The 14,328-nt window shown below is 46.6% G+C and carries 10 protein-coding genes; 9 read left to right on the top strand and 1 reads right to left on the bottom strand.

Going from position 1 to position 14,328, the window contains the following annotated elements:
* The first annotated feature begins 204 nt into the window (after positions 1-204).
* The 4 genes from BVI01S_RS05185 to BVI01S_RS05170 all read left to right on the top strand — a co-directional run bounded on the left by BVI01S_RS05185 (position 205) and on the right by BVI01S_RS05170 (position 3,656).
* Positions 205-495 (top strand): hypothetical protein, encoded by a 291-nt coding sequence (locus BVI01S_RS05185; RefSeq protein ID WP_034762428.1) that lies wholly within the window; start codon positions 205-207, stop codon positions 493-495.
* A 15-nt stretch (positions 496-510) separates the two neighbouring features.
* On the top strand, positions 511-1,842 hold the full coding sequence (locus tag BVI01S_RS05180) for a 6-phospho-beta-glucosidase (protein ID WP_061809516.1): 1,332 nt from the start codon (positions 511-513) through the stop codon (positions 1,840-1,842).
* A gap of 329 nt (positions 1,843-2,171) precedes the next feature.
* Positions 2,172-3,086: a DMT family transporter gene (locus BVI01S_RS05175; RefSeq protein WP_061809564.1), complete on the top strand. Its 915-nt coding sequence runs from the start codon at positions 2,172-2,174 to the stop codon at positions 3,084-3,086.
* 18 nt (positions 3,087-3,104) lie between these two features.
* Positions 3,105-3,656, top strand: coding sequence for a cysteine dioxygenase (locus BVI01S_RS05170; protein WP_061809515.1), 552 nt, complete (start codon positions 3,105-3,107; stop codon positions 3,654-3,656).
* A gap of 43 nt (positions 3,657-3,699) precedes the next feature.
* On the opposite strand, the gene BVI01S_RS05165 is transcribed toward BVI01S_RS05170, so the two are convergent.
* Positions 3,700-5,250, bottom strand: coding sequence for a glycoside hydrolase family 10-like protein (locus BVI01S_RS05165; RefSeq protein ID WP_061809514.1), 1,551 nt, complete (start codon positions 5,248-5,250; stop codon positions 3,700-3,702).
* Between the two features lie 276 nt (positions 5,251-5,526).
* On the opposite strand from BVI01S_RS05165, the gene mnmH reads away from it, so the two are divergent.
* From mnmH to BVI01S_RS05140, 5 genes are all read left to right on the top strand, one after another.
* Positions 5,527-6,567: a tRNA 2-selenouridine(34) synthase MnmH gene (mnmH, locus tag BVI01S_RS05160; RefSeq protein WP_061809513.1), complete on the top strand. Its 1,041-nt coding sequence runs from the start codon at positions 5,527-5,529 to the stop codon at positions 6,565-6,567.
* A gap of 112 nt (positions 6,568-6,679) precedes the next feature.
* Entirely contained in the window at positions 6,680-7,030 is a 351-nt protein-coding gene (locus BVI01S_RS05155) for a MerR family DNA-binding transcriptional regulator (protein ID WP_061809563.1), read from the top strand.
* Positions 7,023-7,478: a hypothetical protein gene (locus BVI01S_RS05150; protein WP_061809512.1), complete on the top strand. Its 456-nt coding sequence runs from the start codon at positions 7,023-7,025 to the stop codon at positions 7,476-7,478. Before BVI01S_RS05155 ends, BVI01S_RS05150 begins: the two co-directional genes overlap by 8 nt.
* Before the next feature lie 504 nt (positions 7,479-7,982).
* On the top strand, positions 7,983-12,581 hold the full coding sequence (gene gltB / locus BVI01S_RS05145) for a glutamate synthase large subunit (protein WP_061809511.1): 4,599 nt from the start codon (positions 7,983-7,985) through the stop codon (positions 12,579-12,581).
* A gap of 17 nt (positions 12,582-12,598) precedes the next feature.
* Entirely contained in the window at positions 12,599-14,086 is a 1,488-nt protein-coding gene (locus BVI01S_RS05140) for a glutamate synthase subunit beta (protein ID WP_061809510.1), read from the top strand.
* The last annotated feature ends 242 nt before the right edge of the window (positions 14,087-14,328 follow it).

Here is a 14,328-nt window from a genome sequence, read left to right as displayed (position 1 = left end):
AGAGAAAAGCGGAGGCGGCTTGCTCAGACCCGACAAGCATAAGGCAAGTCTACCGGAAAGGCGTCCTTTGCCTTTTTGGTGGGCTGGACTTATGACCTCGAGGGACTAGCCGCCGGAGCTGGACAAATGTAAGCCTTTTTATAAGAAACCAGAAGTGGGAGTCCTAGGATTCCCACTTCTTTACTAGCATAAGGAGTGGTAGAAATGACAGAAACCGTGGTGCCAAAGAGAATCGGATTTAAAAGTGTATTCGTATTATTAATCTCTGTATCTATTGGACTTTTACTTCTTTCAAAACCATTAATGAGCACGGGACTGGCAAAGGAATGGAGTATGTTTTTGGCTACGGGCATTTCAGCTTCCGTCGGGCTTTCATACATTTTATTGAAAATTGAAGGGCCGGTCGAAGACGCTTCCGTTAAAAAGAAGCGGATGCTACTGGCAGTCGTGGTCAGTTTCGTCATAAGTTTTATTTTGGCTTTTGTGGCCAGGTAACTGGGGGATATCGGAATGAAAAAAGGAATCAAGGTCGTTACGATCGGTGGGGGCTCGAGCTATACTCCCGAGTTTGTAGAAGGATTGATCAAGCGTTACGATGAACTTCCAGTGAGTGAGCTGTGGCTAGTAGATATTGAAAAGGGAAGAGAGAAATTGAATGTCGTTGGGAATTTAGCGAAGAGAATGGTGGAAAAGGCAGGAATCCCGATGGAAATCCATCTTACTCTGGACCGGCGAGAGGCATTGAATGGAGCTGACTTTGTCACGACCCAGATGAGGGTAGGACAGCTGAAATCCCGGATTCAGGACGAGCGGCTGCCGATCAAGTATGGGATGATCGGGCAGGAAACGAATGGAGCCGGCGGACTCTTCAAGGGTATGAGGACGATACCAGTGCTTTTGGACATCTCGGAAGAAATGCAGGAACTGTGTCCTGATGCATGGCTGATCAATTTTACGAACCCGGCAGGTATGGTAACGGAGGCGCTGTTGCGCTACGGTTCGCATCCGAAGGTCGTGGGTGTTTGCAATCTTCCCATCAATACAAGAATGACACTTGCAAAACTCCTCGGCGTCGACGTGGAACGCGTGCATATCGAATTTGCCGGACTCAATCATATGGTTTATGGACTGGACGTTCAGGTGGACGGAGAATCTGTATTGGGGGAAGTACTCGACATCATGAGCGATCCTGAGAAGCAGGTAAGCATGAGGAATATTGCCCCCCTGCCATGGGAGCCTGAATTCATCAATAGTCTGGGAGTTGTCCCTTGTCCATATCACCGCTATTACTACAAAACGGGTGATATTTTAGAAAAGCAGCTTGAGGAATTCAAGACGGGTACGACTCGTGCAGAGGTCGTCCAGCAGTTGGAGGATGAGCTGTTTCATTTATATAAGGATGAAGGCTTAGCGGCTAAGCCTCCGCAGCTTGAAGAGCGGGGAGGAGCCTATTACAGTGATGCAGCATGCAATCTCATATCGTCCATCTATAACGATCGCGGGGATATCCAGACTTTGAATGTACGCAATGATGGAGCAATCAGTGATTTGCCAAGGGAGTCTGCCGTGGAAGTGAACTGCGTCGTGACGAAAGCGGGACCTCGACCGATTGCTGTCGGGGAACTGCCCGTTTCTGTGAATGGGCTGGTGCAGCAAATCAAGTCATTTGAACAGGTGGCTGCAGAAGCATCCGTAACCGGTTCCTACGAAAAAGCATTGCTTGCCATGACCATCAATCCGTTGGTGACGAGTGATGTGAAAGCGAAACAACTGCTGGATGAAATGCTTGAGGTTCATAAAGAGTATTTGCCTCAGTTTAGTGAGCGGATGATCCAAAATTAAAGATAAAAAAACGACCCGAATCGTGATTTGGGTCGTTTTTTTGTGGAGAGGAGAGTGAAGAAAAGGATTTATTATCGAGTTTGGACATTTTATTATCGACTTTCTGGATATATTATCGAGTTCGGGCTTTTTATTATCGACTTTTCGAATATATTATCGACTTTAAGGCTTTTATTATCAACAGCTTATGAGAAGTCATGAGACGTGACGGAACGGCTCCCCGGTTTTATTTTCATAACCAATCAATCCCCTGCACATTTTTCCCATGGACGAGCATACCTTGATAAAAAGAACACGAGCTAAGAAAGGATGCACCGTCCATGATCCCGATGAAAACAAAGGTTGCCGCTTCATTATATGCCACGATGTCCATCAGTTTCTGGGGGATATCCTTCGTATCCACCAAAGCGGTGCTGGGTACGCTTGATCCCTATACCCTCCTCGTCCTCCGCTTTGGGATCGGAGCTCTGTTTCTCCTCATGCTTCTATTGCTAAAAGGATACAGGCTCCCCATCCCTCTGAAGTATGTCCCTCACTTGATCGTCCTCGGGGTTCTCGGAGTCTTCATTCATCAAGTCATCCAGGCGACGGCACTCCTGAACATTGATGCATCGTCGGCTGGATGGATGATCTCATTTTCCCCGGTGTTCACCGTGATCCTCTCCATGATGTTCCTGCATGAAAAAATGACCATCTCCAAAGCGCTGGGCATGATCACCGCGATTACGGGTGTGCTGATGGTAACGACTGCTGGGAGCGGACAATCGATCGGATTTACTGTCAACATTGGGTATTTCCTCATGATTCTCAGTACATTGAACTGGGCGGTATACTCCGTGCTTCTGAAAAGGCTTCGCATTGAGCTTCCATCTCTCGTGATTACCTTCTATATGAGCCTGCTGGGATTCAGTCTGACCATCCCGTTTCTCATTCGCAACCGCGGCTGGGAAGGCATTTCCCAATTATCAAATGTAGAGTGGGCACACTTGATTTTCCTCGGTGTATTCGTCTCAGGGGTCGCTTATTGGTACTGGGCGAAGGCGTTGGAAGTATTGGATGCGTCAAAGGTGTCGATGTTTCTTTACTTGGAGCCTGTCACAACTCTCATTGCAGCCATTCTTCTCCTGCAAGAGAAAATTTTTCTCATAAGCATCCTGGGTGGAGTCATAATTATTATAGGAGTTGTCATTGTCAATGGTCAGAAGATTTCTGTCCTTCATCGGTTTCTATGGAGGAAACGATAACATCAGGGGGGATCCGCAGTGACCTTAAAGGAACGGATAAAGAATCGATTGGATGAACTATCAAATCCTTCCACGAAAGAACTGAAAGAAGTCTTGCAGTCTCTGAATATACGTCTTGAGGATTTACAGCCTTATCTGGAATCTCCGGAAGGGAAACCTTATTATCGAAAGCTCCTTTATCAAAACGAAGCAGTGGAGCTCCTCGTCATGAATTGGTCGGATATGGAATGTGCCCCGCATGATCACGGGGACTCGAAAGGATGGATCCAGGTGATGGATGGGACTTCCGTCAACACGATGTTTGAAGTGAAGGATAACAGGCTTCCTCAGGAGTTATTTGACCGGGAGTATAGAGAAGGTTCTTTCTTTTTCGCACCGAAGAAAGGGGTACACAAAATGAAGAAGGGGAGTGCAGGGGATCTAGTGACTCTCCACCTGTATTCACCGCCCATTCAAGGAATGATGGTATACGATTTGGAGAAGTGTGCGGCCTGTGTGGTATCCGATGAATGCGGGGCATGGTGGCCGGATCATATGAGGGAAAAGATAAAGGACATACAGGTAAAATAAGAAGAAGCGTTTCTCCACAACGGGGAAACGCTTCTTTCTATGATTATCGTACTCTCACTGTTTTCGCATCCTTGCTTTCCACACCTGTCGGAGATACGGAGGTAACAGCATATGTGTACATTCCACCTTCTGCAGCAGACGTGTCTTTAAACGTCGTGACGCCTTCTTGAGAGTACACAACGTCCACGATATTCGCAGGATTCTTGTAGTCTCCTTCTTTCACGCCGTCAAAGCGATAGATGACATATTTCCTGGCGTCAGAATGTTTCTTTTCATCAATGCTCAAGGTGACACCGTTTTCCTGCTTATCCGCTTTTACCGTATTCGGTTTCTTCGGCAGGTCATCATTGTTCCAAGGAGTGGCAGGGGTCAAGGCTTTTTCCGTATACACTTCATTTCGTAAAATATCAGCGTATTCAAGTGGGTTCTCGAAAATTTGTCTTAAGGAAAAATGCATTTGGCCAAGGGCCGTACCGTTAGCCCGGTTGTCCATGATTTGCTCCGGCAGTTCATAAGGATTGAACCATTCCTGGTCAAAGTTGTCCCCGACCTTATAATCGGCCATCCCGATGTACAGATTCACCGGATGTTCATAAGAATACTCGTTCACTTCCCAGCTCCACCAATCGAGTAGGACGGAGTAGTTGGCGACTGCGAGTTTCCTGGACCAGTAGATTTGCGGGGTGATGTAGTCGATGCTTCCATCCTTGATCCATTGGCGGGTATCGGCATACAGGTCGTCGAAATTCGTTTGTCCCGCTTCTGTTTCGCTTCCAGTCGGATCATCGGCGATATTTCTCCACACGCCAAATGGGGAAATCCCGAATTGGACATAATCTTTGATACCTTTGATTTCAGTGTTGATATCAGCGACCAGTTCATCCACGTTGTTGCGTCTCCAGTCATCGATATTGTCGAATGTGCTGCCATATTTCTCGTATGTATCTTGATCTGGGAAGCTTTCTCCTGCAATTTTATAAGGATAGAAATAATCATCCATGTGAACGGCTTCTATGTCGTAGTTGCTTACTAGTTCTTTCACTGTATCAATCAAGTAATCTTGTACTTCGGGAATTCCAGGATTGAGATAGTATTGTTTTCCATATTTCAGTACCCACTCCGGGTGAAGCTTGGCCACGTTGTTATCCGCGAGGGACTCGATCGTTTGATTCGGCATCGTGATCCGGTAAGGGTTGACCCAAGCGTGTACTTCGATTCCGCGTTTATGAGATTCGTCTAGCATGATGGCAAGTGGGTCATAGCCTGGATCGGTTCCCTGCTCATCACCCGTAATATACTGGGACCATGGGGCGAGTTCGGAAGGATACAAGGCATCGGCAGTCGGCTTGACTTGATAAATCACCGTATTGAAGTTCAATTCTTTCAACTCGTCCAGGGTGTTCACAACCCAATCCGTAAATTCCTGCTTGTCCATTCCAGGCGCCATGTCAATATTCGTCACGGTCGCAATCCACGCAGCCCGCATCTCATGCTTCGGTTCAGACGTACCGGAGGCCTTCGCTTTCCCAGTGGAAAAAGGAAGAGCCAGTGAGAACAACATCACGGCCATAATCATGTACTTTACTGCTTTCATTTCTCTACTCCTCTCTTGCGGTTTGAGAAACCGCTTTCATTTTATTGAAATAATACTTCATAAATTTTAATGAAAACATGAAATATTATTTCTCTTTTCATTATAAGGGGTTCTATTACTCTGGTATATAGTACCAATGAGGTGAAAAATCTGAATATTCAGCCGGCTAACAGGAGGAAAGGACTAAGTGAATACTTCTAAAAAGAATAAAAAGGGAAAGAATGAATACGGAAATGGTGTAAAATAGAAGAGAAATGTAAAAAGGGAGAGGATGACATGTTCAAAGATCTACCGATCGATCAATGCGATTTAGATAAGTATACATTTGTGGACGTACGATCTCCTTCTGAGTATAGGGAAATGACGATTCCGGGCAGCCTGAATATACCCGTTTTCAATGATGAAGAAAGAGCGGAAGTAGGCACATTATATAAGCAGGTGAGTAAGGAAGTGGCGACGGACCGGGGACTGGAGATTTTTTCAGGTAAGCTTCCCCGATTCATTAATGAGTTCAAGAAACTTGAGGGTGAAATCGTCGTGTTTTGCTGGCGGGGGGGTATGAGAAGTAAAGCAGCTGCTACTTTCCTTGACCTGATGGGGATCAGGACTTCCCGGATTCTGGGAGGGGTCAGGGCTTATCGCCACTGGGTGCTGAAGGGGCTTGAAGATATTGACCTGAAGCCTGCTTCTTTTGTACTGAATGGTGGGACAGGCACCGGGAAGACCGCGATTTTGAAGAAGCTTCAGGAAGAAGGATATCCGGTTCTGGATATAGAAGGCCTAGCCAACCATAGAGGGTCCATATTCGGGGAAATCGGACTGACTGCCAACAACCAGAAAACATTTGACTCCCTCCTCCTTCGGGAACTGATGAAGAAACAGGATTCTCCTTTTCTTTTATTTGAAGCAGAAAGTAAGCGGATTGGAAAGGTTCTCCTTCCTGATTTTCTCATTAAGGAGAAAGAAGAGGCATTTCATATCTTCATCGAAATGCCCATGAGAGAAAGAGTGAGGCATATTTTAGACGAGTACCGTCTTCACGAACATCATGAAGAGTTTGTGAAAGCATTCAGGTCCATCAAGCGAAGGATTCACAGTCCGATTGCCAATGAAATCGAGGCTGAGCTGCAGAAGGGAAACTATGAACGGATATTGGAACTGCTCATCGACTATTATTACGATCCGAGGTACTTACATATGTGGAATCAATATCCAGAGGATCGAAAGACCACGGTTAAGGTGAATTCAATCGAAGAGGCATACCAAGAAATCAAGAAGCTCCTTCCTGAGAAAAGCCCCTTGGTTTCCAATCACTGAGACCTTTGCCCATTAGGATGGGTGAGGTCTTTATTTTTTGATGATTTTTTTATCGAAGGGTTGACCGTGTAGTGCACCACACGGTTTATGATGTAAGGGCGAGGTGATGGGGGTGTACAAGGTAAGCGAGTTTTCCAAGATGACAGGACTGAGTAAGGAAACATTGCGGTACTATGCAGAGATCAAACTTCTTGAACCAGTGTATATCGACCCTGCGAACAACTATCGCTATTATGATAATGGATCTTATCTTGTAGGGCGATTACTGGTTTACTTGAGGAGATTTAACTTTACCATTCAGGAGATGCTCGCTGTCGTGAATGATGAATCCTTTGAAAACCTGGAGGAGTTGATTCAGGCGAAAAAGCGCGGTCTTGAAGCGGAAATAGAACGTATACAAACCGTTATTCAGGAAATGGACGATTTCTTTGAAATGGGAATGGAGGATGAATGGGATGATTAGGTGGCATGAAGAACGGACGATACCAGTCAATATCGAAACGATTTGGCATTTATTCGAGCTTGAGAATATTCAACGGATTATGCCGAACGTGATTGAAAACAAGGTGATCGAACAGAAAGAAGGAGTGGTGGGCTCGACCTACCAACAGAAATACAAAGAGGGGAAAAGAATTGAAACGTATATAGTAGAGGACTTGGAGTACGAAAATACCCCAGAAAAGAAGCATAATAAAATCGGCTTCACACTGGCCAAGGCATTTGAAATCGAGGCCGCATTCACCCTTTATAAAATCGAAGAACATCAGACGAAATTCATTTATCAAGGTGAAAACAAAGGCTTGAACTTCCTTGGAAAAGTACTACTGAAACTTGGCGGGGAGAAAAACAATAACAAAGTCGTCACAGATTTCATGAACCTCGTAGAAAGTGAAACGATGAAAGAAGCGTGAAGAAAGAGGGACGGACCTTCGAATGTTCGAAGGTCCGTCCCTCTTTCTTTTTGTTTGAATCGGAGAAGGGCGGGGAATAGAAAAGGAGTTTCAGAAGAGGAATGATGAGAAATATTCTTTACATACTTAAAGGTCCGTCACTCCTTCAATAGACCCGAATTCATGACATATTTTTGTTTGAGGAAAATTTTTTTTAGTAATGTTTTTGTATGAAAATTCATGGGGGATTTTGAGGGAATATGCTTAGGGACACGAATTATTGTAAGCGATTTCTTTGTGTTTATATCAAGCCTTTAAAGATTCTGAATATTAAGTTAAAGGCGTTGTTGATATATCAATGTTCTTCCTGGTATTTACACATATATTTGGAAAATATACATATTTACCATTAACAAAATTTTTCGTTTTTTCTAAATTTCATGATATACTAACGAAAATTAAGAAAATTTAATCAATCGGTTATTTATTCAAAAAATATACAACTTTAGTAGAGGAGGACATTGGATGAAAACGAATCTTCCTGTAGCGCAAGGCATGTATGATCCTGCGCAAGAACATGAAGCATGTGGAATTGGAATGATTGCAAATATAGATGGGACGAAGAGTCACAGCATCGTACAGAATGCCATCAATATCCTATGTAATTTAGAGCACCGCGGAGGACAATCCGCTGATACAAGTACGGGGGACGGTGCAGGTATCCTGACCCAGATCCCTCATCATTTCTTTAAGAAGCAATGTGAAAAAGAAGACATCATCCTTCCGAGGAAAGGGGAATATGGAATCGGGATGGTGTTCCTTCCAGAAAACTATGACAAGCGCCAGAAAAGTAAAGAAATCTTTGAACGCATCATTGCGGAAGAGGGTCAAAAGACACTTGGCTGGAGGCCTGTTCCGCTCAATGATTCCTTTGTTGGAAAAGTGGCATCGAAGTCGAAACCGTTCATCCGACAAGTGTTCATCGGGGCATCGGAAGATTTGAAGTCACGGATGGATTTCGAACGTAAGTTGTATGTGATACGGAAGCGGATCGAAAAAGAAGTGGCAACCGTCGAGGGGCAAGAGGACGTTTATCTTTGCAGTCTGTCTTCCACGACCATCGTCTACAAAGGGATGCTCATCCCGGAACAGCTCGATTCCTTTTATATTGACCTCAACCACCCTGAGTTCCGTTCAGCTTTAGCTCTTGTACATTCCCGCTTTAGTACAAACACTTTCCCAAGCTGGCAGCGGTCTCATCCAAACAGATATACCATCCATAATGGAGAATTCAATACATTGCGAGGGAACGTGAACTGGATGCGTGCACGTGAAAAGCTGTGCAGCTCAAGTGCCTTCAAAGATGAAGACCTGGAAAAAATCCTACCCGTTATCGATGAGACAGGCAGTGATTCCTCCATGTTCGATAACTGCTTTGAATTCCTTCACCTATCCGGTAGATCCCTTGCACATACGGCCATGATGATGGTTCCTGAACCATGGGAGAATGATGACACCATCCATCCAAAGAAAAAAGATTTCTACGAATACCACAGCTGTTTAATGGAGCCTTGGGATGGACCTGCAGCCCTCGTGTTCACAGATGGGACGCAGATCGGTGCGTGTCTTGACCGTAATGGACTCAGACCTGCAAGGTATTACGTAACCAAGGGAGGCATGATTGTTCTCGGTTCCGAAGTCGGCGCCCTTGATATTTTTGCCGATGACATCGTGTACAAGGATCGTCTCCAGCCTGGAAAGATGCTTCTTGTCGATCTGGAAAAAGGGCGGATCATCCCCGATGAAGAGATCAAGCTCCGTGTAGCGTCCGAGCATCCGTACAGGCACTGGCTCGATAATAATAAGTTTGAACTTGAGGACCTTCCGGAAACGACCCGGGAAGTGGCCCGATTGGATTCAGAGGAAGTACTCCTTCAGCAGCAGGCTTTCGGTTACACGACAGAGGAACTGAATAAGATCATCAAGCCGATGGTGACCGATGGAAAAGATCCGGTCGGTTCCATGGGTTACGATTCACCGCTTGCCGTTTTATCAAAGAAACCTCAGCTTCTATTTAACTACTTCAAACAATTGTTTGCCCAAGTGACAAATCCACCGATCGATGCGATCCGGGAGCAGATCATCACATCTGTCGGTACAACAATCGGAGCTGAAGGAAATCTGGTGAATCCTGGTCCTGAGAGCTGCAGGCATATCCATTTAAAGACACCGATCATTACAGGGGAAGAGCTTGAAAAGCTTCGTCATCAGAAAGAAAAAGGATTTAAGGCAGTTACGTTATCGATTTTATTTGATGTGACCGAAGAAGAAGATCAGCTTGAACGGACCCTGGATGCTCTTTACGAAAAAGCTGACCAGGCCGTTGCTGACGGGGCGACACTCCTTATTCTTTCCGACCGAGGGGTGGTGAGGGAGAAGGCGGCCATTCCGTCACTCCTTGCCGTATCCGGTCTGCATCATCACTTAATCCGTCAGGGGACGCGCACAACCGTGAGTATCCTCCTGGAATCAGGGGAACCAAGGGAAGTGCATCACTTTGCCACCCTGCTTGGATATGGGGCAGAAGCCATCAATCCGTATCTGGCTTATGAAACGTTGCGTGATTTGATTGAAAAAGGCGAGCTTCAAGACACCACTTATGAAAAAGCGGTACAGCGTTTTGTAAAAGCGGGAACCGATGGGGTCATCAAGGTTCTATCGAAAATGGGGATTTCAACGATCCAAAGTTACCGTGGAGCCCAAATCTTTGAAGCAGTCGGCATTCATCAGGATGTCATCGATAAATATTTCACCCGTACCGCATCAAGACTCGGCGGAATCGGGATGGATATCATTGAAAAAGAAGTTCTTTTAAGACATAGAAAGGCATTCAACGACCGGAAAGATAACCAGCGTACATTAGAATCCGGGGACGAATTTCAATATCGTAAAAATGGGGAGGACCATGCGTACAATCCAAGTACGATTCACACTCTTCAACATGCATGCAGGACGAATAATTATGAATTATTTAAGAAATATTCCACTATGCTGACAGATGAAAAGCAGAATCTTCAATCCCTGCGTGGCCTTCTTTCCTTTAAAGAAACAAAGCCAGTGCCGATTGAAGAGGTGGAATCAGTGGAAGAAATCTGCCGCCGCTTCAAGACCGGTGCCATGTCATTCGGTTCCATTAGTCAGGAAGCCCATGAAGCGTTGGCGATCGCCATGAATAAAATCGGCGGACGGAGCAATTCAGGAGAAGGCGGGGAACACCCTAGCCGTTTCATCCCGGATGAGAATGGAGATTCGCGCCGCAGTTCGATTAAGCAAGTAGCCTCAGGCCGCTTCGGCGTAACGAGTCACTACCTTGTGAATGCCGATGAGATTCAAATCAAGGTCGCTCAAGGGGCCAAACCTGGTGAAGGGGGACATCTCCCTGGTAAAAAGGTTTATCCTTGGGTTGCTGAAGTAAGGGGATCGACACCGGGGGTAGAGTTGATTTCACCACCGCCTCATCACGATATCTATTCGATAGAAGATCTGGCCGAATTGATTTACAACCTGAAAAATGCGAACCCGCAGGCCAGGATCAGCGTCAAGCTGGTATCCGCCGTAGGTGTCGGAACGATTGCAGCAGGTGTGGCAAAAGGCAGGGCCGACGTTGTGTTGATCAGTGGATATGACGGAGGGACTGGTGCGGCACCGAGAACCAGTCTGAAACATACGGGACTGCCGTGGGAAATCGGTCTTGCCGAAGCCCATCAGACCTTACTGTTAAATCGACTGCGTGACCGGATTGTCGTTGAGACGGACGGCAAGATGATGACGGGCCGGGATGTGGTCGTCGCATCCCTTCTTGGAGCAGAGGAATACGGATTTTCGACTGCGCCACTTGTGGTCCTTGGCTGTGTCATGATGCGCGTCTGTCATATGAATACATGCCCTGTCGGAATTGCGACACAAGACCCTGAGCTTCGTAAAAAGTATACTGGGGACCCGGAACATGTGGCGAACTTCATGCGTTTCGTTGCTCAGGAAACAAGGGAGCTTATGGCTCAACTTGGTTTCAGGACGATCAATGAAATGATCGGAAGAACCGATATCCTCGAAGCGAACGAAGCAATCGATCATTGGAAAGGCAAAGGAATCGACCTGTCAGCCCTTCTCTATCAACCGGATGTACCAGAGAAAGTAGGCAGATATGCGACCCGTAAGCAGGATCATGAGCTTGAGAAGACATTGGATTTCCAAGAACTGATTCCACGCTGCCGCAATGCGATTGAAACAGGAGAACCGGTTGAATGGACGACGGCGATCCGTAACATTCACCGGGTTACCGGGACGATGCTCGGCAGTGAAATCACCAAGCGATATGGAGCAGAAGGATTACCTGAAGACACGATCCGTCTGACGTTCAAGGGTTCTGCGGGGCAAAGCTTCGGTGCATATATTCCTAAAGGATTGACCTTGAGACTTGTCGGGGACTCTAATGATTTCGTCGGAAAAGGATTATCAGGCGGGAAAATCATCGTCCATCCGGATCCGACCGCTACATTCATCCCTGAAAGGAACACGATCATCGGAAACGTTTCTTTCTACGGGGCCTCAGGTGGAGAAGCGTATATTTACGGCGTGGCAGGAGAGCGTTTCTGTGTCCGTAACAGTGGGGCCCAGGTAGTCGTGGAAAGCGTCGGGGATCACGGATGTGAATACATGACTGGAGGTAAAGTCGTCGTCCTAGGTCTGACAGGACGGAACTTCGCTGCCGGTATGTCCGGTGGGGTCGCTTATGTCCTGGATGAAGATGAAACCTTCCGTTCAAGATGTAATCAGGAGCTTGTCCTCGTTCAACCATTGTTTGATCCGGAAGAGATGCAGGACGTCTACGATATGATCGAGCGATACGTTCACTATACAAGCAGCAATAATGGAAAGAAGATTTTGGCGAACTGGGAATCATACGTGTCCAAATTTGTGCGCGTGATTCCGAAATCTTATCTCAAGATGAGAGAACGGATCAGTGAACTTGAAAATAGTGGATTAGAGAAATTCGATGCGGAAATGGCCGCATTTGAAGAAGGTACAAAAGAAGAGAAAAAAGTACTGGAGCCTGCGAATTAATCAGGGAGGGGGATATGATGGGAAAAGCAACTGGATTTATGGAATATTCGAGACAGACAACAGCTGAGAGACATCCAGCGGAACGGACGAAAGATTGGAACGATTACACCACTCCTCTTTCGGAAGAAGAAATCAAGAAACAAGGGGCACGCTGCATGGACTGCGGGGTTCCCACTTGTCAGTCCGGAATGGAGATCAACGGGTCGACATCGGGCTGCCCTGTGTATCACCTGATACCCGAATGGAATGATCTTGTGTATCAGGGACAATGGAAGGAAGCGTTGAAACGGGAGCACCAGATGAATAACTTCCCGGAGTTCACCGGCTTTGCCTGTCCAGCTCCTTGTGAAGGGGCGTGTGTGCTTGGAATCAATGAGCCGCCTGTTGCCATCAGGACCGTGGAACGCTCGATCATTGAGAAGGGATTTGAGGAAGGCTGGGTCATTCCGGAGCCGCCTGAGTTCCGGACCGGTAAGCGCGTGGCCATCGTCGGGTCAGGTCCTGCCGGATTGGCTTCAGCTGCACAGCTGAATAAAGCAGGTCATCTTGTCACCGTTTTTGAAAAAAATGATCGGGTGGGCGGCCTTTTGACGTATGGGATTCCTGAAATGAAGCTTCCATACTCGGTCGTGAAGCGCCGTGTGGATATTTTAGAAGAAGAGGGCATTGAATTTGTAACGAATACGGAAGTCGGGAAAGACTACACGGTGGAAAATCTTCGGGAGAACTTTGATGCCGTCATCCTTTGCGGGGGAGCCGCCGTTCACCGTGATATCCAAGTCGATGGCCGTGATCTGAAAGGCGTTCATTATGCCATGGAATTCCTTCACGCTAATACCAAAAGCTTATTGGATTCGAACTTGGAAGATGGGAACTATATTTCTGCTGAAGGGAAGAATGTCATCGTCATCGGGGGAGGGGACACAGGTACAGACTGCCTGGCCACTTCTGTGAGGCATAATTGTAAAAGCCTGACTCAGTTCGATATATATGATAAAAAAGGTGCGATGCGGGATGAAGTGGGCAATCCTTGGCCACAGTATCCAGTCATTCACCGTGTGGAATACGGTCAAAAAGAAGCCGCTGAAGTCCTTGGCGATGATCCACGTGCCTATGCTGTCATGACGAAGAAGTTTGTCGGTGATGAACATGGCCATATCAAGGAAGTTCATACGGTCAATGTGAAACTCCGCTATGACGAAAATGGAAACAAGGTCCGTGATGAAATCCCGGGAACTGAAAAAATATGGCCGGCGGACCTTGTCCTTCTGGCTATCGGATTCAGCGGACCCGAACAGGATCTGATCAAAGAGCTTGAGGTCGAAACAAACAGCAACTCCACGGTGAAAGCGGAGTATGGAAACTACATGACAAACGTCGATGGCGTCTTCGCTGCAGGAGACATGCGTCGTGGCCAAAGCCTCATCGTCTGGGCCATCAACGAAGGCCGGGAAGCAGCCCGCGAATGCGACCGCTACCTCATGGGCACAACTGAATTACCTTAATTTTTGAGGGACGGACCTCCGTCGGGCTTGATGCCTGATGGGGGTTTTTGTTGTTTTGAGGGACGGACCTCTCATGATTTGGAAGTCTGATGGCAGGGGGCTTGGGGATAATTGAGTCATTTTAGAGGGTGATTGCGTCATTTTTTCTATAATTGCGTGGTTTTGCAAAGAAATCGCGTTGTCATCCGTTTAATGGAAATTTACCCTACATCTTATTCTTCCATCTACCCTACCCAGCTCCA

It is taken from the genome of Rossellomorea vietnamensis NBRC 101237, assembly GCF_001591825.1.
GTDB classification, from domain to species: domain Bacteria; phylum Bacillota; class Bacilli; order Bacillales; family Bacillaceae_B; genus Rossellomorea; species Rossellomorea vietnamensis.
Note: the sequence above shows the minus strand (reverse complement) of the source record. Positions and strands in the feature narration are given on the sequence as shown.